The sequence below is a fragment of the Rhodococcus sp. D-46 genome (genome assembly GCF_011290655.1).
Lineage (GTDB): Bacteria > Actinomycetota > Actinomycetes > Mycobacteriales > Mycobacteriaceae > Rhodococcus_F > Rhodococcus_F qingshengii.
Window position 1 is genome coordinate 500701 of sequence record NZ_JAANTF010000003.1, and the last position, 20862, is coordinate 521562.

A 20862-nucleotide genomic window follows, 5' to 3' on the forward strand; every position below is an offset into this window, starting at 1 on the left:
TACTCGTGTGACAGAAGTAAAGAGTTACATGCATGGGGCCCGGAGGACAGCACAACCGTCGTGGAAAATATGTCGTTGCGTCGATAACTGCTGTCGTTCTGACAGTGGCGCTCGCGTCGTGTGTCATCGGTGGGGAGAAGAAATCCGACGCCGCCTCGGTGGTGGAGGACTTCGTCACCGCCCTCAACAACCACGACGCCGAAGCTGCCGCGGCGCTCACGTCGTACCCCAACGCGGCGCGGCCGTCGATCCAGCAGATGTTCGACGGACTGGCCGCCAAGTCCACCGACTTCGACGTCGCTCAGGTCATGGATCTGGGTAGCGACTCCGGACTCTTCACACTCGACGCGTCCTGGAACTTCGGCGAAGGCAAGGACTGGAGCTACCAGTCGCAGGGTGAGGTTCGTGATCTGTCGGTCGGCTGGCGTGTGTCCTGGGACCCGTCGGTCCTCGTCCCCGACCTCGGCAACGGTCGCACCGTTTCGTACACCCGCACGGACGCAGCGCCGCCGAAGGTAGTCGACAGCACCGGCACCCTGCTCATGAACGAGCAGACCATCAACGCGATCACTCTTGACCCGGCCACCATGCCGGACCCCGTCGACACCACTCGTCGCCTCGCCACGGTGCTCGAACCTGTCGCACCGTTGGTCACTTCGGAGTCGATGTTGGCCGACCTCGCCGCAAACCCCGGCAAGCCCGTCACCGCCGTACTGCTCCGCGATCCCGACTACGCCTACCTGGAAAGCGATTTTGCGATCCCAGGTGTCGTCGTGGTCAAGACACCCAAGCTGATCGCCTCCGACCGTCGCATCAACTCGCCGTTGCTGGACCCACTGCGGACCGTGTGGCAGGCCAATCGCGACGCCACCGCCGGCTGGGCGGTCAATCTGGTCGAGCCCAACGGATTCCCGATCAAGCAAGCCGGCTTCCAGGGACCTCCCGGCCCCGACGTCGCCGCGACCCTCGACTCGCACGCTCAACTCGCCGCGATCGAAGCTGTCGTCAGTGCAGGTACTCCTGCGGCCATCGTCGCGATCCGCCCGTCGGACGGCGCCATTCTGGCTGCCGCACAGAACAATCAGGCCATCGAACAGGGCCCGATCGCCTTCACCGGGTTGCGCCCGGCCGGCGGTGCCCTCGATCTGGTCCGTCTCGCATCGTCGATGCAGAACGGCGTCGACCCCGGCGCCGTGTCAGCCGAGCAGTTGGCCGACACCGGGCAGCAACTCGGACTCGGCAACGGCTTCCACATTCAGGGACTCGAACAGCAGACAGCAGTGCTTGCCGCGAACCGCCCCGGCGTGGACCAGGCGATGAACAACGTCATGGCCAACAAGACGTCCAACGACGCGAGCACACCGACGGTAACTCCGTTCGGAATGGCGATGCTCGCGGCATCGATCGCCCGCGGCAGTGCCCCGATGCCGATGATGGTCTTCGGACAACCGGCTACCGCCGACGTCACGCCGACGGCGTTGCCCGGCGACGTCAACAATCGTCTGCGTGACGCCATGCGAGGCGCCGGCGGACTGGCTGGGTACCCGGACATGATGGCGGCCGGTGCAGCGAGCGGTGACGATCGCTGGTTCTACGGATCACGCGGAGACTTCGCGTTCGCGGTGTTCGTCGCAGACGCCGACGGCGGCGATCGAGCAATGCAGATGACGGACAAGCTCTTCCAGGAACTCGGCAAGCCTGCCGACAAGTAGTACCGGGCACCGCGAGTAGATTCCTGGTTCGTGAACCTGCTCGATTTCCTTTTCCTCGTCGTAGCGGGTTTCTTCAGCGGTCTAGTCGGTTTTGTCACCGGTCTTGCATCGATCGTTTCGTATCCGGCGCTGCTGAGCGTCGGGCTCTCACCGGTCAGCGCGAACATGACCAATACCGTCGCGTTGGTGGCCGTCGGCGTCGGAGCGTTGGCGAACTCGTCCCGTGAAGTTGCCGATACCGGTCCGAAACTTGTTCGCTGGTCTCTCTATTCGGCGGCCGGTGGCATCATCGGTGCCCTCATCCTGTGGCTGGCACCGGAAGGTTCGTTCGAATCCGTTGTGCCGGCGATGGTCGTGTTCGCCTCGCTCGCGCTGCTGCTGCAACCGAAGATTCGTGAGTTGTCCGGCGGCGGTGACCGCCCCGGAATCTACTCGGCAGCACTGTTTGCCGTCGCGGTTTACGGCGGCTATTTCGGTGCCGGTGCCGGAGTCATCTTCCTGGCTGCGACGCTCATCCTCACTTCCGAAACGGTGTGGCGTGCAACGATCCTGAAGAGTTTCTTTCTCGGCATCGCCAATCTTGTGGCTGCACTCATCTTCGCATTCTCCGGACAGGTGCATTGGGTGGCCGCGTTGGCGATGGCGCTCGGCGCGTTGGCCGGAGGTTGGTGTGGCCCGCCCGTCGTCAAGAAAATCCCGCCATCGGTACTGCGTGTGGCAGTAGCGATAGCGGGATTCGTGTTGGCTCTGTGGTTGTGGGTGAAGTGAGCCCGTCTACTTCACGCCCTGCATCAGCTTCTTGATCCACGGCGAGGCAAGAGCAAGAATCACTCCGATTCCGATCGACGAGAAACCGATGATCAGGAAGAACGGGCGACTGTCGTCGATGTCGAAGTAACCGGCCAAGGTTCCCGCCATCGAAGAACCCAATGCAACGGACAAGAAGAACAACGCCACCATCTGAGTGTGGAAATGCTCGGGCGCGAGTTTGGTTGCAAGGGAAAGGCCGACGGGGGACAGGAAGAGTTCCGCGAAGGTGAAGAGCAGAAGCACACCGGCAAGGCCGAGGAGCGGCGCACTGTTCGGTCCGCCCCCGGTGATCGGGATGAACGCCAGGAACGCCAGACCCATCGTGCCGGTACCGAGCGCGAACTTGATCGGCGACGACGGCTGACGGTCACCGAGTTTGGTCCACATCGCTGCGAACACACCGGCAAAGATGATGATGAACACCGGATTGATCGACTGTACCCACGTCGGCGGGAAGTCCCAACCGAAGAGATTGCGGTCCAGGAGCTTGTCTGAGATCACCGGCACGGTGGTGAACTGCTGCTGAAACAGCGACCAGAAGGCCGCGCTCGCGATGAACATCGGGATGAACGCAAAGACTCGACTGCGTTCGACCTTGGTGACCTTCTTGCTGGTGAGCATGAGGAGGAAGTAACCGACCGACGCGACGATCGTGAGTCCGACAACGACGTCGGACATGTTGTCCGCCGTGATCAAACCGGTGACGGAGGCGACCGCGACGACGACGATCGCGGCAATGCCGATCCCGATGTAGAGTGCGCGCTTGTCCGCCGGCAACGGGTTGCCTGGTTCGGCACCGATTCCGTGAAGATGCTTGCGGCCCAGCGTGTACTGGATCAGGCCGAGCGCCATGCCGACGGCAGCGAGAGCAAAACCGGCGTGGAATCCCCAGGCGTCCTGGACAGCTCCGGTGAGCAGCGGACCGACAAGACCGCCGATGTTGATGCCCATGTAGAAGATGGAGAATCCGGCGTCGCGGCGAACATCCTGTTCGGAATAGAGATCTCCGACCAGAGAGGTCGCATTGGCCTTCAAGCCGCCGCTCCCGAAAGCGACCATGACGAGGCCGACGCCGACACCCCACATGCCGGGAAGAACCGACAGTGCGATGTGGCCGGCCATCACCAGCGAAGCACTGTAGAAGAGCGTGCGCTCGGAGCCGAGCAGTCGGTCGGCCACCCACGCCCCGAGAATCGTCGACAGGTAGACGGTGCCGCCGTACGCGCCGACGATGCTGGTCGCTGCCGCCTGGCTGATGCCGAGGCCGCCGTCGCTGACGCTGTAGTACAGGTAATAGATGAGGATGCCTTGCATCCCGTAGAAGGAGAACCTCTCCCACATCTCGACGCCGAACAGGTTCGCCAGCGCAAAGGGTTGGCCGAAGAACCCCCGGTCTTCCTTCTCGCTACGTTCGACGGGCTCCGTAGTGTTGCTCATCCGAAAAGTGTCCTACGTGCTCGGGCATTTCGGGTGGTTCCGAGCCGTGGAGTTTGGTTACGACTTGGTGCGGATTCTCACTACCAGCGGAGCGAGTGCGCGCCAACCGAGAAGGAACGCGCCGAGGACCAGCGTCGCGACGACGATGAAGCTGAACTGGGTGCCCTGGCCACTCAACACTCGCAGGATCATCCCGAAGACGACGGCGCCGAGCCAAACGACAACGCCGGTGGGAACAAGGAGAACGGCGTTGAACTTGTCGCGGTAGAGCGCGAACGTGGCAGCCCATCCGATCACCAGGCCGGTCAGGAAGGGCCAGGATGTCTTCGCCAGACCGGCGAGCGCATTGGCTTCTTCGTGGGTACGGCGCCCTATCGCGCAGAAGATTATGACAAGAATGGCGTCGATCAGCAGGAATGGTGCGTACTTCTTCACGCTCACACCATACGACTGTGCGCCTTTATTAACCGCGGGCGGTTAATAAAGGCGCACAGTGTTGTTAGGCCTGGAGGCCGGCTTCGATCTCGAGGGTGATCGTGATCTTGTCGCCGACAACTGCTCCGCCGCCTTCGAGGGGCATCTCGATGGAGATGTCGAAGTCCTTGCGGTTGATGACGGTGGTGGCCTCGAATCCGGCGACGGGGCCCTGGCCCATGCCCGGGTTGACGCCGTTGAACTCGAGGTTCAGCTCGACCTCGCGGGTGACGCCGTGGAGCGTGAAGTCGCCGGCGAGGACGAAGTCGCTGCCCTTGGATCGCACCGCGGTGGACTTGAAGGTGGCCTTCGGGAACTTCTCGACGTCGAAGAAGTCAGCGGACTTGATGTGGCCGTCGCGCTGCTCGTTCTTGGTGTTGATGGAGTCCACGGAAATCTCGGCCTCGACGGCGGGGGTTCCGTCTTCGGCAACGGTGATCGTTCCGGAGAACTCGTCGAACGTTCCACGAACCTTGGAAACCATGAGGTGGCGAACCGAGAATCCGACAGTGGAGTGGACGGTGTCGATGACCCAGGTTCCGGCGGTCAAAGCGGGCAAGGTTGCGGTGGTCATGGAAGCTCCTGAATAAGTAGTTGAATGTTCAAGTTCTTGTAGCTTCAACTATGGACCCCAGGAAATCCTTCCGCAAGATCATGTGAGCTGCATCACAGTGTTTGTGCTTGCGGCGTAGACCGCGTGAAGCGCCGACGCTGTCACCGACTGATGCACCGCAATGCCCCAGCGCCCTTCGGCGTTCACCACGCACTCTGCAATGGTGACTGCCGAATTCGCACTCCCGGAAGAATTCGTGTTGCGGGGCAGTGAATGCTGGGTGAGCGAGACGACCTCGACGGCTGAGCCCTGTTCGGTCAGGATTTTGCTCAATGCCTCGACCGGCCCGGACGCACTGGCCGCGGCGGTGACCTCGCGCCCGTCGCGATCGATGGCAACGAACAACTGATCACCGTCGGCGGTGTGTTCCAGTGAGTACCGACGCACTCCTCCGTTGTACCCATACTCGCGCAGCAGCAGTTTCCACAGCTGGTCGGCGGTCATTTCGGTGCCCGAGTCGTCGGTTTCGAGCTGCACCCGCGAGGCGAAGTCGATCTGCAGGCGCCGGGGGAGTTCGATCCCGTACTCGGTCTGCAGCAGATATGCGATTCCGCCCTTGCCCGACTGGCTGTTCACACGAATGACTGCCTGGTAGTCGCGGCCGACGTCGGCGGGGTCGATCGGCAGGTAAGGGACCGCCCAAGGCGCCGATCCCGGATCGACGCCGGCAGCCTCCGCGCTCTCGTAGTGATGCGCGAAGCCCTTCTTGATCGCGTCCTGGTGGGTTCCGGAAAATGCCGTGTACACGAGATCGCCGCCGTACGGGTGGCGTTCGTGGACGGGAATTCTGTTGCAGTACTCCACCGTTCGACGGATCTTGTCGATGTCGGAGAAGTCGATTTCCGGATCGACGCCCTGTGCATGCAGATTCAGCCCCAGTGTGACCAGGTCGACGTTGCCCGTCCGCTCGCCGTTGCCGAACAGGCATCCCTCGACGCGCTGCGCGCCGGCCAGCACTGCCAGTTCGGCGCACGCAACGCCGGTGCCGCGGTCGTTGTGCGGGTGGACCGAGAGGATCACCGAATCGCGTCGGGCCAGATTCTGGTGCATGTATTCGATCTGATCGGCATAGATGTTGGGGGTGGCGATTTCGACTGTGGCAGGGAGGTTGTGGATGACCGGGCGATCGGGGCTGGCGTCCCAGAGTTCGGTGAGACTGTTGCAGACCTGCAGGATGTAGTCGGGTTCGGTGAGGTTGAAGACCTCGGGTGAGAACTCGAATCGCCAGCCGTCGTGGCCTTCGCCGCCACGAGCAACGTCTTGCGCGGCGCGGAAAATCATGTCGTGCAACTCTTCTCGCTCCTTGCCGAGAACGACGTTTCTCCACGTCGGCGCAGTCGCCGTGTACATGTGGACGACCGCGTCAGGCAGCCCCTCGATCGATTGATATGTCCGTTCGATCAAATCCGTACGCGCGGCAGTGAATACGACGATGGTGACGTCGTCGGGAACGAGATCGAAGCGCACCAGGTTGCGAACGAAATCGAAATCGGTCTGACTCGCGGAGGGGTAGCCGGCCTCGATTTCCTTGTAGCCGATTGCCACCATCAGTTCGAACATTCGACGCTTGCGTTCGGGGTCCATCGGTTCTGCGAGGGCTTGGTTGCCGTCACGCAGATCGACGGGCACCCACAGGGGCGCCGCGGTGGTGCGATTGGACGGCCACGTCCGCTCGAAAGTCGGAATGTCGACGCGATCCCACGCGGCGCGATAGCGCTCGGACGGCATGGGTGACGGCTTCTGGTTGTTCCAGCGGTTGGCTCGGGTAGTACTCATCTTCGGTTTCTCCTGCGGTCGAGTCGAGAGACCGGCATGGCGAAACCCCGCGGAGGGGTGCCGGTCTTTCAGGCCCCGCCGCGGCAGTCGAGAAGGAGTGCTCCTGTAGCCATGCGGGCTACACTAGAACGAAATCACTTATCAGACAACCTGAGGAGTTCACGTGTCCCCGATCGTCGAGCGTCGGCTGCTCACCGACCAGGCCGCGGAGTTGCTACGCGCGCGGATCGTGAGCGGTGAATGGGAAGTCGGCGCCAAACTTCCAGGTGAAACCACTCTTGCTGCGCAGTTGGGTATCGGGCGGTCCACTATCAGGGAAGCAGTGCGGACTCTCGCGGGCCTCGGCATGCTCGAATCGCGGCAGGGCGCCGGGGTCTTCCTACGGAGTACGACGCCTCCGGATCAGTGGCCCCGAGTGCTCGAAGCCGAGGCGATCCTTCACGTCGTCGAGGTGCGCAACGCGGTCGAGATCGAAGCAGCTCGCCTCGCAGCGCAGCGGCGCGATGCCGTTGACGTCGCGGCTCTGCGGCAAGCGCTCGACGGTAGAACTGCCGCAGCGCACTCTGGCGACGCAGCGTTCGTCGACGCCGACATCGCCGTCCACCGAGCAGTGGTGGACGCGGCACACAATCCCGTGCTGTCGGAACTCTTCGAGACCTTTGTACCGCGTCTGCGGGCTGCGTTGATCGAGTTGATCGCGGTTCTGGACCTGCATCCCCACAGCCAGCCCGATGCGGACGAGCATCGAATGTTGGTGGACGCCATCGAAGCCGGCGACGCGGAGGCAGCCGTACGGATCAGCCGGGCACACCTCGACGACATGGCGGCAGCGTTGCGACGCTAGACGCCCGGCTGTTCGCGGCGTTCGAACTCGAGGTCCATCTCGAGGTCTTCGTGGTGGGTTGCACGGAAAGTGATCAAGAAGACGATCCAACCGGCGACAGCGACCCCGACGAAGCTGACCATCCGATATACAAACCATGCCGCAATTGCCTGCGCTCCACTGGCACCGGCGATCGTCAGCGCGGTGATCAGTGCGGTGTCCACGTAGCCCAGCCCGCCGGGCAGCAGCGGAATGCTGCCGACTGCTTTGGCGGCGGTAAAGGCAATCAGGAGCCCCGCGAAGGAGGGTTCCGCGCCCACCGCCCAGCATGCGAAACCCAAACAAGCGACATCGGCGACACGATGGATGGCCGACCACCCGAATGCGATGACCGAGTCGGTGCGGCTGAGCTCGACCGAATCCAGTTGCTTGAGGATTTCGGACCAACGGTGCATACCGCGCCCGGTCGGGTTCTTGCGAGAACGGTTGTACAGCGCCAGAACTCGGTGCCCGATGCGCTCGATGCTGCCGGGATTCTGGGCTATGTATCGCAACGCCAGAAACAGTGCTGCCATGCCGACGAGCGAAATCGTCAGCGTCACCGGGCTGACCTTGGTGCCGAACGCCGCCGCGCCGGTAGCGCCGAGTAGTGCCAGAGTCGCGGCGGCGATGACACCGCACATCGCCAACTGCCAGGATGCGACAACCGGTGTAGCGCCCCACTTTCGAGTCTGCTTGTACGTGAACGCAGTGGAGAAGACCTGGCCCGCAGGCAACGTCAGCGCCATTGCCGTACTGGCATAGATGACCGAGAGGTTCTTGAGGTGACCGGCAACCACACCAGCGGCATTGAGCAGACGTTGTTGAACGGACGCGTAACCGCTGAGTGAAATGAGTTGGGCCGCGACGCACGCGGCCACCCAACCCCAATGGATTTCGGTCAGGACCCGCCAGGCCTCACTGAGCCTGGGCCAGAGATATGCGCCTTCGACTATCAGGAGGGCGATGAGTGCTATCCCGAGCACCCACTTCAGCCACCAGAAGCGCCCTCTGACCCGACTGGTCTCGGCCACGGGCGAGCGTGGTCGTCTCAGTCGCCGTGGGGTGTTTCCAGGCTGAGCCATCGACTCACCCTAACCAATTTGATCCGGATCGACCTCTGGATACTTTTCGGGCCACGCCAGATGCGTCAGTCGTCGGCGCCCACGCAGTTGGACTTGCTCGCCGAGTTCCCACTCGGCCTGTTCCTCTTCGTCGGCGAAGTACAACGCGCTCGTCGACGCCAGCACCCGGCTGGGCCGAAGTTTCGCGAGCTCGGTGAGCCGTGACGCTTCGTTGACCGGATCACCGATCACGGTGTACTCGAAACGTTCGGCAGCACCGATGTTGCCGGCGACCGCGAGCCCCGCGCTCACACCGATTCCGACGTCGAGGCCGGTGATGTCGTTGAGCTTGAACCGCAGCTCGCGAGCCGCAGCGAGGGCTGCCGTCGGAGCGTCGGGTCGATCGAGTGGTGCACCGAAGATGGCGAGCGCTGCATCACCCATGAACTTGTTGACAAAACCATGGTGACGATCGATGACGTCGACGACCACACGGAAGAACTCGTTGAGCAGTTCGACCACTTCACCCGGCGGGCGCTCGGCCGCGGCACCGGTGGATCCGACCATGTCGACGAACAGAACTGCCACGAATCGAGTTTCGCCGCCCAGCTCGGTACCGAACTTCAACGCGCGCCGGGCCACGTCCTCGCCGACGTGCTGACCGAACAGCTCACGCAGCAGACGACGTTCGTCGGACTCTTTCATCATGCGGTTGAAGCCGACCTGCAGCCGGCCGATCTCACTGCCGTCGAACACCTCGACGCGTACGTCGGTGGCGCCGCGCTGCACCCGCTCGATGGCGCGTCGCAGTTGGCGGATCGGATCGGAGATCTGGGTAGCCGTCAGCATCGACAGCGCAAAGGCCTGCACGATCGCCATGATCGAGATGAGCAGGATCGCCCACGCGAGCGAGTCGGGGGAGAACTCGAGATCGGTCGTGAGCTGCGTCGAGCACAGCAAGATGATGCCTGCGACGGGCATCAGCGTGCCGAGTCCCCAGGTCATCGCCAGCCGGGTTCCGACGCCAGGCGCCATGGTCCGATCGAATTCGCCCTCGCTCAAAGCCTGGGCGGCGACCGGACGCAAAATGCGCTCACCGAGCATGTAAGTGAACCCGAAGGTCGTGGTCGCGGCCATACACACCGTCACGATCACGGCGATCGCGAGTCCGGGCATCTCGGTGATGGTCAGGAACACGAAGATGATGCCGCCCAGAATCCACAGCACCAGGTGGACGATGGCCTGGCGAAGCGGCGCGTGCAGTGCCGCCATCTGCTCGGACCTCGTGGGTGGACCCCCGCGCAGCCGCCAACGGATGACCGACTTCAACATCATTGCCGCCGCCGTAAGGCTGACGGCGCCGGCGAATGCCAGGTACACGCCGAAGATCGCAAAATTGCGGACCCGGTCGGCAACTATCGCGTCGGACTCCTGGATCGGCACGCCGTACCGGACGAAGGCAAAGACCAGTACCGCGCCGATCAGATTGGCTGCGAGCATGGAGAGCATATAGAGGGGCCACCGGCTGCGGATGGTCACCGCTATTGCTCTGTATGAGGCCCGCACAGGGTTCAATTTAGCTGGCAGAGGTCGAAGTGTTGGTACGCGCGTCCGATTATTCGTCCGCTCACCTGTGTCGGCCGGGCCGGTTAGGCTCGCGATGTGAACGCAAACAGGGGGCGTGCGGAGCGAGCATCGAGGATGAACAAACCCATCTCCGCCGACGCTCGGGCGGTGCATCCCGGCGTGCGCATCGCTGCGGAATGGTCGTGGCGCCTCATTGTGATCTTCGCCGGACTGTTGGTTCTCGGGTACGTCGTACTCCGCCTCGAAACCGTGCTCATCCCGGTGGGGCTGGCTCTGCTGGCATCAGCTCTGCTGATCCCGATTGTCGATCGGCTACAGGTGTGGGGTGTTCCCCGCTCGGCAGCCGTCATCGTCGTTCTGCTTGCCTCGATCGGACTGGTCGCGGGAATCATGACGTTTGTCGTCGAGCAGTTCATCGACGGGTTGCCCCAGCTCACCGACCAGTTCACGGCCAGCGTCACGCAAATTCAGAACTGGCTCACCAGCGGTCCGCTGCACTTCAGCGAGGATCAGATCCGCCAGGCAGGTGATTCGGTCGTCAAGTCGGTGCAATCCAATCGTGAGTCCCTGACCAGCGGCGCCTTGACCACGGCGACAGTAATCGGCGAGATCTTCACCGGGGCATTGCTGACGCTGTTCACTCTCATCTTCTTCCTCTACGGCGGCGATCAGATCTGGCAGTTCGTCACCCGGATCGTTCCCACCGACGCGCGTCGTCGCGTACGGATCGCCGGTTCTGCAGGTTTCGGGTCGCTGATCGGCTACGTGCGCGCCACGGTCGCGGTTGCCGCCGCCGACGCGATCGGTATCGGTGCCGGCCTGGCGATCCTCGGGGTGCCGCTCGCCCTGCCGCTGGCGTCGTTGGTGTTCATCGGCGCGTTCATTCCGATCGTCGGTGCATTTCTGACCGGTTTTCTCGCGGTGCTTGTCGCTCTGGTCACGAAGGGTTTCCTGACGGCGCTGATCGTCCTCGGCATCATCATCGGCGTCATGCAGCTCGAAGCGCACGTGATGCAACCGCTGTTGTTGGGTCGCGCTGTTCGACTGCATCCGCTGGCAGTCGTTCTCGCCATTACAACGGGCATCGTTCTCGCTGGAATCGTCGGCGGGCTCTTGGCTGTCCCGATCGTCGCGGTCCTGAATACCGCTATTCGTTCCCTCCTCGCCGACGACCCGGACATCGCGTACGCCGAACTGCACGTCGAAGATCCGGAAACCCCACTGTTCCCCGCCGAACCCGACGAGCCGCGCGCCGAGCCTCGCATCGTGAACCCCACTCCTCCCGATGACTGAGCCCACCCGCCGTCGTCGGCTGCACTATCAGCCGACCGTTCGCGAGGCGTCGGGCGTCGACACCGACCCTGATGCCCCGCTGTGGCGGGCGGCGCAGGCATTTCGGCTCGTCACGCTGGTGTACGCGATCAGCTACCAGTTCGCCTCGGCCTCCGACTACACCAACTCTCGGCTCAGCTGGTTCTTCGTCGCTCTGATGGCCGTGTGGACCGGGGTGTCGGCACTGTTGCTCGGGACATCCGGTGCTTTGTTCGGGAAGAAGCTGCCGCGGTATCAGGTGGTGATCGCCGATCAGGTGGTCGTCATCTTGCTGATGGCGTCGACGAGGCTGGTCTCCGACCACGAGTGGTATCAGAATCACCAGACGCTGCCCACCACGCTGTGGGCCACCAACGCGGTCATCTCCGCGGCAATTCTCGGCGGGCCGTGGCTCGGTATGGCGTCCGGAGTTGTCATCTCGGCGGCCAGCGCGATCATCCGCGACCAGGTCAACCTGGACCTCTGGCGCGATGCGACGGCTCCCGTGCTCGTATCGGTCGGCCTGGCGTTGGGCTTGGCCACCACCACCGCTCGGCGCTCGCATCGACAACTCGAGCAAGCCGTCCGTCTGGCGGCGGCCACCGAAGAGCGCGAGCGTTTGGCACGCGAAGTACACGACGGCGTTCTGCAGGTGCTGGCGATGGTGCGCAGGCGAGGTGCGGCACTCGGCGGCGAGGCAGCTGAACTGGCTGCTCTGGCCGGTGAGCAGGAGGTCGCCTTGAGAATGCTGATCTCCGAGCAGGTTTCGGGCGCCGCGGCAGACGTCGGCGGACAGACAGTGGATCTGTGTCCGCTGCTGACCACGCAGGCAAGCACGTCAGTGTCGGTGTCGACGCCCGCGCACCCCGTCGTGATCGAGCGTGATCGAGCCATCGAACTGGCAGCCATCGTCGACAATGCTCTGTCCAATGTCGGGCTGCACGCCGGGCCCGCGGCGAAGGCATACGTATTGCTCGAAGATTTGCCGGACGAGGTGATCGTCAGCATCCGCGACGACGGCGTCGGAATCCCCGAGGGTCGCTTGGCGCAGGCCGAAGCCGAAGGCCGCATGGGAGTATCGAAGTCCATTCTCGGCCGAGTGCAGGTGCTCGGCGGCACTGCAGTCCTGCAAACCGGGCCGGGGGAGGGCACCGAATGGGAGATCAACGTTCCGAAGGGGAAAAGTGAGCGCGGCTGACGAACATGGCGAGAATCCGGTGACGGTGATGGTCGTCGACGATCACCCGATGTGGCGCGACGGTGTCTCCCGGGACCTCGAAGCTGCCGGCTTCACCGTGAGCGCCACGGCGGAGGGTGTTGAGAGTGCGCGCCGCCGGGCCGCCGCCGTGCAACCGGCGGTGGTTCTGATGGACATGAACCTGCCGGACGGAAACGGTGCCGACGCCACCACCGCAATTCTCGAGGTTTCGCCGAAGAGCAAGGTACTGGTGCTTTCGGCCTCTGCCGAACGTGACGACGTCCTCGACGCGGTCAAAGCCGGAGCGTCGGGTTACCTGGTCAAGAGTGCTTCGGTGGCGGAACTGCTCGAGGCCGTGCGAGCGACTTTCGACGGACAAGCCGTCTTCACCCCCGGCCTCGCCGGATTGGTGCTCGGTGAGTACCGCCGGATGTCGACGGCACCGGCCGACGATCGCGCACCCGAGCTGCCTCGGCTCACCGACCGTGAGACCGAAGTGCTCCGTCTTGTCGCCAAGGGGCTGAGCGCAAAACAGATCGCCACGAGGCTCTCGCTCAGCCACCGGACCGTCGAAAACCATGTGCAGGCAACGCTTCGGAAGCTTCAGTTGGCCAATCGCGTCGAGCTCACGCGATACGCGATAGAACAAGGTCTCGAATAACGTTTATCCTGGAAATCATGGAGGCCAGGAATCTACGCGTATCCGATGCCGAACGAGAGCATGTCGGCGAGCTGCTGCAGAAAGCTGTCGGTCAAGGGATGCTCTCGCTCGGTGAGTTCACCGAGCGCATGGACACTGCCTTGGCCGCAAAGACACGAGGTGAGCTCAACTCGGTTCTCGCCGATCTTCCGGGCATCACACTGATCTCCGACTACGACCCACCCGCGTATCCCAATGCGGGTCAGCCGATGTACCAAGGCCAGCCCTACCCGGCGCCGACGTACCAACCCCAACCGCCGCCGGTTCACCCGAGCCCGCCTTACCGCGCTCCCGTCGGGGCTCCGGTTGTAGGTACTTACGGAGCGGCAAATGCTGCCGTGATCCGTGGACGAATGGCGACGGTGACGCGGAACGGTGCCTGGATCGTTCCACCAGCTGTCGTGGTCGACACCAGAATGTCCAGTGTGACTATCGATTTCACGCGTGCGGTGATGCAGACGCAGGTCGTGAACATCTCGATCGACGACTACGCCAGCTCGATTTCACTGATCGTTCCCGAAGAGGCGACGGTGGACATGAACGGTGTCGAGGCAGTCGGGGGAAGCGCGTCGAACAAGGTTCGTTCCGGCCCACAGATGGGCCCGCTGCATCTGGTGGTGCACGGCAAGGTGCGATTCGGCAGTGTCACCGCGAAGCATCCCTTCGGTACCACGATCCGAAAGATGTTCGGCTCCTGACCTTTCAGTGATACGCGCGGGTCAACATCTCGGCGACGCACACGGGCTTGTCACCGTGTTCTCGTTCGAACGTCTGCGTCACCGTGATCTGGACACCGCCGTTGATCGGTTCGACTTTGCTCAACGTCGCGCGCATGCGGACACGAGAGCCGACCGGAAGCGGAGCGGGCAACCTGACCTTGTCGAATCCGCAGTTGAGAGCAAACGCAAAACCTTCGAGCGAGAACATTGCGTACGAGAACTTGGGGCCGAGTGAGAGCGTGTAGTTGCCGTGCGCGATGGTTCCGCCGAACGGCGACTCCTTCGCGCGATCCACATCGACGTGAATCCACTGATCGTCGCCGGTGACCCGGGCGAACTCGTCGATGGACTCCTGGGTGACATCGTGCCAGTCGCTGACGCCCAGCTCTTGGTTCAGGTTGGCGCTGAGGTCTTCTGCTCCGGTGAGTACAAGCATGAATCTTCCTTCGATCGGTAGGTGCTGACAGTCGGTCAGTGACTTTCGATGCCGAATCCCACACCGTGTGTCTGTGCGATCTCGGCGGTGGCAACGAGATCGAATTCGATCCCGAAGTCTGCTTCTACCCGCGCTGCAACCGATTCCGCGGCGGAACCTGCTTCGGCCAGTAGTTTCGGCATCAGTTCGAACAGGTCTTCCATTCCTCCGGGCGTGATGATTTCGAGAATCCGCGCTGGAGCGTCGCCGGGATTCCACACGGCGTGCCACTGGCCACGCGGTTTGAAGATCATGGCGCCGGTCTCCGCGTAGACGACCTCGTCTCCGACCATCGCTGCGACGCGGCCACTTTGAACCACCGTGTACTCGTCTTCCCGGCTGTGGCGATGGACCGGTGAGGTCATCGAATGCGGAGCGATGCGGTGTTGTACAAGAGAGAAACCTCCCTCGGTTTGTTTGTTACGAACCATCATCCGGACGCCGGTGGCCGCGAGGGTCCCGGCGAGGTCTTCGTCCGGTCCGAGGACGGTCGTGGTGGTGTTGTTCGGGGAATTCGGTGACATCGATTCAGTCCTTCGTCGTCGTGAGCGTCGTTGTCCGCGCTCCGGTTTGTTGATTCCCGAATCATGTACCAATCGGTCTAGTGATGCAAGGTTTTGACAATTTATGCACTTCAAGTGTTGTCGATATGTGTACTGATCGGTATATTGAACGTATGTCTACGAGGGATTTGTTGGTCGATGCCGCTGCCGATTTGTTGCAGCGGAAGGGCTACGCCGGAACGGGGGTGTCGGAAGTTCTCTCGGCTAGTGCGACTACCAAAGGTTCCTTGTACTTTCACTTTCCCGGCGGCAAGGAAGAACTCGCAGGCGAGGCTCTGAGGCGACGTGGCGAGGCAATGGCCGATTTCATCCGGCACCTGCTGGAGAGCTCACCCGATGCAGCCACCGCGATCTCGGCATTCGCCGCCGCATTGGCTGCGCGTTTGTCGGATTCGGACTACGAACGTGGATGCGCCCTGGCTACGGCAACACTGGATGCCGCAACCGAATCCGAGGTCATCCGCGGTGCTTGCGCGGACGGGTACAACTCGTGGCTCGCACTGCTGGCTCAGCGCCTCGAGGCAGACGGTTGGTCCCGCGAAGACGCCGAGTCCGAGGCAATTCTCGCTCTGTCCGCACTCGAGGGCGCGCTGGTCCTTGCTCGGGCGCGTCAGGATCCCGCTCCGCTTCACACTTCGGGTCGGCTTCTGTCCGAACGATTGCGGAACGCGGCACCTCGGCGTTAGTGCCCTGTCAGTTGAGTACGAGAAGTCCCCAGGCTGATCGAGTAGTACTACTCATCTGATCGGTTCGGCCACGCAGCAAGCTCGAAGCCATGACCACACCGAGCTTTTCCGCCGTCGATCCGCGACTGGTGACCGCCCTCTCGGCCGAGTGCGACAGCATCGGCCGGCAGTTGCGTCACATGGGCCAGAACCTGTCGATCCTGCAGACTCAGCTGTCCTCGGCTACTGCGACCCCGCCCATGCCGGTAGTTCCGGCACCCGCATCTCCGGCGCCACAGGTGCCGCAGATGCCACCAATGCGTCCTCAGCAGAGCGTGCCCGCGTGGCAGCCGCCGACGTATCCGGTTGCCGCGCCTCGCCAGCCCTGGTGGCAACGCGACGGTGTCATCAGTCGACTCCTGGCCGCGGCAGGTGTTGCCGTCACACTGATCGGCGTCGTGATGCTGCTGGTACTTGCAGCGCAGGCCGGATTCTTCGGACCTCCGCTGCGGGTGCTCGGCGGTGCGCTCCTTTCCGGCGCCTTGGTGTTTGCCGGGGTGCGGGTCCACGGACGGCCAGGGGGCAAAGTTGGGGCAATTGCCCTGGCTGCCACAGGTTTTGCAGGGATGTATCTCGATGTCGTCGCAGCCTCCGTTCTCTACGGTTGGGTGACGACACCGCTCGCGGTGGTGATTGCCTTCGGAATCGCCGCCGCCGGCGTTGCCCTCGCCGTGAAGTGGGATTCCGAATCGCTGGCGCTCATGATCGTTCTGGGAGCAGCGCTGCTGGCTCCCGTGTTGACGTCGGGAATATCGTTGACCCTCATCGGTTTCCTCTTCGCGATCCAGTCGGCGACATTCTCCGCCCAGCTCGGTCGTGACTGGAAGTACCTGGGCATGGCGCGCACCGTACCGGTGGTTCTCGCACTGCTCGCAGCGATAGCGTCGGAGTCCATCTTCGGCGAATCCGGTAACAGTGCAGTGCAATTGGTGATCAGTGCCGGCGTGGTTGCAATCGTGGGGGCCGGCTGCGCGATGGTTATGCAGTGGACGGGTTCGCCCTCGCGTGACGGCATTGCAGGGGCGTGGTCCACCGCTACCTTTGTTGTCTCGTCCCTTCCGCTGATGAGCGTCGGAGCCGTGCTCGGGCGCACCGAATCCGCAGTGCTGTACGGAATTGCTGCGGCACTACTTCTTTCGGCTGCAGCGGCGGCCAAGCCTTTGCCGACGCAACTGCGATTCGGACTGGGCGCAACCGGCGCCCTCGCATTGTTGCTCTGCTGCTTCTCCGGGGCGACTGAATCTCTGGTCGTACCGCTGATCCTCACGGTCGGAATGATCTTCCTCGGAGTCTCGCTGTATGCGGGTTCGCGCTTCGTCTTCGCGCTCGGAACCGCCTTTGCGGCAATCGGATCGATCGGATACCTCACGACGGTTCCGCCGGAAGCGTTGACGACCGCTCGCGCCGCATCCATGCAACTCGGTGCGATCACGGCGCTCTCGAGCCTGACGGCGATAGGCGCGGTGGTGATGCTGGTCTGGGCGATTCACCGACTGAAGTTGATTGCCGATTCCAACGCGGCGGTTCTATGGGCGGGCGCAGGGTTCGGTGTCCTCTACGCGGTGACGTGCGCGCTCGTCTCATCCGGCGTCGAAATTTTCGACAGTGCAACCGGTTTCGTTGCCGGGCACAGTGTTGCAACCATAGTGTGGATGCTTGCCGCCACGTCAGCGCTGGTGCTCGGATTGAACAACCGCCAGCACGCTCGCGTCTTGCTCGGAGCCGGGCTTGCTCTCACCAGTGCGGCCGTGGCAAAGCTGTTCCTCTTCGACCTGGCCACACTCAGTGGGCTGGTGCGTAGCGTTGCCTTCCTGGTGGTCGGCTTGCTGCTCCTGCTGGTCGGGACACGTTATGCACGAGCCTTCGCCAAGCAGGAGCAGGAGCAGGTCAGCTTCGCTTCTGGCGAGCGATGAGCTCGCTCACGCTGATGGCGCCTGCGTCGTCAGGCCGGTGCCTGCCGGTGGCGTTGTCGTCGCCGTCAGGGGTGGCGTCCGAGACTCGGGGCTCGTTGGTAGGCGAAGGCGAATCCGTGAAAACCCCGTTACGACGCTCCGGAGCGGTCGGTGGAGGCGGCGACTGGGGGGTCGCCTCCACCGAGGTCGGGGCTGAACCGTTTGTTGCAGAGCCGTTGGTAGCACCGTTTGCGGAGCCGTTCCGGCTCGCGCCGTTGGAGCCTGAACTGCTGCTGGCAGCACCGTTGGTCGCCGAACCGTTTGTCCGCGAAGGCGTCCGGACCACCGGCAGTGGACGTGAGGCCGGGGGAGTCTGTTCCCGGGCCCGCAGGTCCGACAACCAACTCTCGATGGGACGCTCGGCCGGCGCAGCGGGCGTGGGGTTTCTGCGCTTGTCGCTGGCATTCGGTTGCGGCCGGTACGAGGGATTGGGTACAGGTGCCTCGATCAGGTTCTGGGGGGCGCTGGCTGCACTCCCGATATCGAGACGACGTCGCGGTGCCGGCTTCTCCGCGGCGGGAGCCTCCGTGTTGGGTGCCTTGATCGCCATTTCGCTGAGCGGAATGGGCTCGGTGAGAGGATCGGGAACGCGAGGTCCGCTTTCCGGCTGTGCAGCCGGGGCAGGCGGCGGCATGACCCGCGAGGCCGCTTCGATCTTGCGCGGCTGCCCCGGTCCGGCGATCGCACCGACAGGCGCGATCTGCGGGACGTTCGCGAGTACCAGCTCGTTGTCGAGGATCGGCTCGCCCAGCCCGATCTTCTGCTGGATCCGCTTCATCCAGGCCGGAGCCCACCAGCAGTCGTCGCCGAGCAGTTTCATGGTCGCGGGGACCAGGAACATTCGGATGAGAGTCGCGTCGATGATCAGCGCGGAGATCATGCCGTAGGAGATGTATTTCATCATCACCAGATCGGACAGGCCGAATGCGCCGGTGACCACGATCAGAATCAGTGCGGCAGCGGTGATGATCCGGCCGGTATGTGCCGTGCCGATACGGATGGATTCGGTAGTACTCGCGCCCTGCGCGCGCGCTTCGACCATGCGGGAGAGCAGGAACACTTCGTAGTCGGTCGACAGGCCGTAGACGATCGCGATGATCAACACCAGGACGGGAGACATGATCGGTCCCGGCGTGAAGTTCAAGAGACCGGAACCGTGCCCGTCGATGAAGATCCAGGTCAGGATTCCGAGCGTCGAACCCAGTCCGAGCGCGCTCATCAATGCGGCCTTGATGGGCAGGACGAGCGAGCCGAACGTCAAGAACATCAGCAAGGTCGTCAGCAGGATGACGGATACGACCATCAGCGGCAGACGATCGAGCAATGCGTCGACGCTGTCCTGCTCGATGGCCGGAGTACCGCCGACCAGCACAGTTGTGCCCTCGGGCCAGTCCGCGGACCGCAGATAGTCGATGGTGGGACGTGCCTCGTTCCGCTCCGTCAGACCGGCCTTGAGGACGTTGACACCGTCCTTCGTCGCAACCTCCGGGGTGAACTTCTCGACCAGACCCGGCGCAGCATTTGCGGTCTTGGAAATCTGACCGAGGGTGGTGTTGTCGGCTCCCTCGATGACGAGTCGAACGGGCTCGGTGCGATTGCCGGGGAAGAGTTCGTCGAACTGCGCCTGCGCGACACGCGTGGGGCTGTCCGGGGGCAGGTACGTCTCGTTGATACCGCCGAACTTGATGCCCGTCAGCGGAATGATCATCAGCAGTAGAGCCGCGACGATCGGGACCGCGACCTTGAGCGGATGCTGCATGACCCAGCGGGTGAGCTTGCCCCAGAAACCGTTCTCGATTTCCTCGTTGGTCTTGGTCTGGCGCAGCTTCTTGAAGGTCAGCGCGTCGATCCGCTTGCCGAGAATGCCGAGAATCGCGGGAAGAATCGTGATGGACGAGATCGCGGCAAGCATGACGGCAGCAATGGCGCCGTAAGCCACCGATTTGAGGAAGCCTTGCGGGAACAACAGCAGACCGCCGAGGCTGACGGCAACCATGGTCGCCGAGAACATGACCGTTCTACCCGCCGTCATGACCGTTCGGCGTACAGCGGTCGGGGTGTCGTACCCCTCGGCTATCTCTTCTCGGAAACGGCTGACGATGAACAGTCCGTAGTCGATCGCGAGACCCAGGCCGACCAGAGAGACCACGGGCGCAACAAACGCGTTGACCTCGGTGAAGTTGGTGATCAGTCGAATGATGCCGTTGGCGCCGATGACGGTCAGACCGCCGACGATCAACGGGAGGGCAGCAGCGACGACGCCACCGAAGACGAAGAACAGCAGGACACCGACAGCAGGAATCGCGAGCATTTCCATGCGCTTGATGTCGTTGGCCATCGTGTCGTTGAGCGAATTCGCGACAGGTTGCAGGCCGGCGAGTTGCACGTCGACGCCGTCGATGTAGAACTGCGACTCGACGTCGCGGAAGTTGTTGGACACCGCGGTGTCGTTGTCTCCGGCGATCGCGATGCTGGTGACCGCGTGTTGCTTGGTCTTGTCCGCCAGGGCCGCCACCGAGAGACCGTTGTCGACCTTGAAGTACGAGCCGTTGATCTTCATGATCTGGTCGGGGTTGTCGGCGACGAGTCGCTGCAGATTGTCGATGACCTTCGCTTGGAACTCGGGGTCGTCGACGGTCTTGCCCTCCGGCGCCGTGTACAGCGCCAGAACGTCACCCGTCGTGCTGCGTCCGAACGTGCCGTCAGCGAGTTTGGCAGCCTCTACCGATTCCGACCCCGGATCGTCCCAGCCGCTCTGGCTGAGATGATCCTGCAGGCTCAGGCCGTACGCAGCGAGCCCGAGGAGCCCCGCCACCATGACAGCGATGACGGTGAAGCGGGCTCGATAGACGATGCTTCCCCAGCTGGCGAACACTGATCAACT

Annotated in this window: 18 protein-coding genes; 9 read left to right on the forward strand and 9 right to left on the reverse strand. The window is 63.1% G+C overall.

Annotated elements, in window-relative coordinates:
- Positions 1 to 32: 32 nt before the first annotated feature.
- On the forward strand, positions 33 to 1712 hold the full coding sequence (locus G9U53_RS10285) for an NTF2-like N-terminal transpeptidase domain-containing protein (protein ID WP_165638636.1): 1680 nt from the start codon (positions 33 to 35) through the stop codon (positions 1710 to 1712).
- Between the two features lie 30 nt (positions 1713 to 1742).
- Positions 1743 to 2480 carry a sulfite exporter TauE/SafE family protein gene (locus G9U53_RS10290; protein ID WP_003945554.1) on the forward strand — a complete coding sequence of 246 codons (738 nt, stop codon included), beginning with the start codon at positions 1743 to 1745 and terminating at the stop codon, positions 2478 to 2480.
- A 6-nt stretch (positions 2481 to 2486) separates the two neighbouring features.
- Here G9U53_RS10290 and G9U53_RS10295 read toward each other — a convergent pair whose 3' ends face one another.
- The 4 genes from G9U53_RS10295 to G9U53_RS10310 form a co-directional block, all read right to left on the reverse strand.
- On the reverse strand, positions 2487 to 3959 hold the full coding sequence (locus G9U53_RS10295) for a peptide MFS transporter (protein WP_003945468.1): 1473 nt from the start codon (positions 3957 to 3959) through the stop codon (positions 2487 to 2489).
- Between the two features lie 57 nt (positions 3960 to 4016).
- The gene (locus G9U53_RS10300) at positions 4017 to 4394 is read right to left on the reverse strand and encodes a DUF3054 domain-containing protein (RefSeq protein ID WP_042453523.1); all 378 of its coding nucleotides are present in this window, start codon (positions 4392 to 4394) and stop codon (positions 4017 to 4019) included.
- A gap of 64 nt (positions 4395 to 4458) precedes the next feature.
- On the reverse strand, positions 4459 to 5007 hold the full coding sequence (locus G9U53_RS10305) for a YceI family protein (RefSeq protein ID WP_003945643.1): 549 nt from the start codon (positions 5005 to 5007) through the stop codon (positions 4459 to 4461).
- A 78-nt stretch (positions 5008 to 5085) separates the two neighbouring features.
- On the reverse strand, positions 5086 to 6822 hold the full coding sequence (locus tag G9U53_RS10310; protein WP_064688535.1) for a 2-isopropylmalate synthase: 1737 nt from the start codon (positions 6820 to 6822) through the stop codon (positions 5086 to 5088).
- Between the two features lie 163 nt (positions 6823 to 6985).
- Here G9U53_RS10310 and G9U53_RS10315 point away from each other — a divergent pair, with 163 nt between their 5' ends.
- The gene (locus G9U53_RS10315) at positions 6986 to 7666 is read left to right on the forward strand and encodes a FadR/GntR family transcriptional regulator (protein WP_007734477.1); all 681 of its coding nucleotides are present in this window, start codon (positions 6986 to 6988) and stop codon (positions 7664 to 7666) included.
- Here G9U53_RS10315 and G9U53_RS10320 read toward each other — a convergent pair.
- On the reverse strand, positions 7663 to 8769 hold the full coding sequence (locus G9U53_RS10320; RefSeq protein ID WP_064688534.1) for a TIGR00374 family protein: 1107 nt from the start codon (positions 8767 to 8769) through the stop codon (positions 7663 to 7665). The two genes, G9U53_RS10315 and G9U53_RS10320, sit on opposite strands and share 4 nt — an antisense overlap.
- A 9-nt stretch (positions 8770 to 8778) precedes the next feature.
- The gene (locus G9U53_RS10325; RefSeq protein WP_003945952.1) at positions 8779 to 10257 is read right to left on the reverse strand and encodes an adenylate/guanylate cyclase domain-containing protein; all 1479 of its coding nucleotides are present in this window, start codon (positions 10255 to 10257) and stop codon (positions 8779 to 8781) included.
- 192 nt (positions 10258 to 10449) lie between these two features.
- On the opposite strand from G9U53_RS10325, the gene G9U53_RS10330 reads away from it, so the two are divergent.
- Genes G9U53_RS10330 through G9U53_RS10345 form a run of 4 tightly spaced genes read left to right on the forward strand, consistent with a single transcriptional unit; the run spans position 10450 to position 14242 of the window.
- Positions 10450 to 11628: an AI-2E family transporter gene (locus tag G9U53_RS10330; protein ID WP_007734480.1), complete on the forward strand. Its 1179-nt coding sequence runs from the start codon at positions 10450 to 10452 to the stop codon at positions 11626 to 11628.
- Entirely contained in the window at positions 11621 to 12844 is a 1224-nt protein-coding gene (locus G9U53_RS10335; RefSeq protein WP_007734482.1) for a DUF5931 domain-containing protein, read from the forward strand. Before G9U53_RS10330 ends, G9U53_RS10335 begins: the two co-directional genes overlap by 8 nt.
- 28 nt (positions 12845 to 12872) lie before the next feature.
- The gene (locus tag G9U53_RS10340; RefSeq protein ID WP_042453521.1) at positions 12873 to 13505 is read left to right on the forward strand and encodes a response regulator transcription factor; all 633 of its coding nucleotides are present in this window, start codon (positions 12873 to 12875) and stop codon (positions 13503 to 13505) included.
- A 17-nt stretch (positions 13506 to 13522) separates the two neighbouring features.
- Positions 13523 to 14242: a DUF1707 domain-containing protein gene (locus tag G9U53_RS10345; protein WP_007734485.1), complete on the forward strand. Its 720-nt coding sequence runs from the start codon at positions 13523 to 13525 to the stop codon at positions 14240 to 14242.
- A gap of 4 nt (positions 14243 to 14246) precedes the next feature.
- On the opposite strand, the gene G9U53_RS10350 is transcribed toward G9U53_RS10345, so the two are convergent.
- The gene (locus G9U53_RS10350; RefSeq protein ID WP_003945664.1) at positions 14247 to 14699 is read right to left on the reverse strand and encodes a MaoC family dehydratase; all 453 of its coding nucleotides are present in this window, start codon (positions 14697 to 14699) and stop codon (positions 14247 to 14249) included.
- Positions 14700 to 14734: 35 nt separating this feature from the next.
- Positions 14735 to 15262 (reverse strand): cupin domain-containing protein, encoded by a 528-nt coding sequence (locus G9U53_RS10355; RefSeq protein WP_165638637.1) that lies wholly within the window; start codon positions 15260 to 15262, stop codon positions 14735 to 14737.
- A gap of 152 nt (positions 15263 to 15414) precedes the next feature.
- On the opposite strand from G9U53_RS10355, the gene G9U53_RS10360 reads away from it, so the two are divergent.
- Positions 15415 to 15987: a TetR/AcrR family transcriptional regulator gene (locus G9U53_RS10360; protein ID WP_042920278.1), complete on the forward strand. Its 573-nt coding sequence runs from the start codon at positions 15415 to 15417 to the stop codon at positions 15985 to 15987.
- 89 nt (positions 15988 to 16076) lie between these two features.
- Positions 16077 to 17939: a DUF2339 domain-containing protein gene (locus tag G9U53_RS10365; protein WP_063314964.1), complete on the forward strand. Its 1863-nt coding sequence runs from the start codon at positions 16077 to 16079 to the stop codon at positions 17937 to 17939.
- Here G9U53_RS10365 and G9U53_RS10370 read toward each other — a convergent pair.
- Positions 17914 to 20853 carry an MMPL family transporter gene (locus G9U53_RS10370; RefSeq protein WP_007734492.1) on the reverse strand — a complete coding sequence of 980 codons (2940 nt, stop codon included), beginning with the start codon at positions 20851 to 20853 and terminating at the stop codon, positions 17914 to 17916. The two genes, G9U53_RS10365 and G9U53_RS10370, sit on opposite strands and share 26 nt — an antisense overlap.
- Positions 20854 to 20862: the final 9 nt, after the last annotated feature.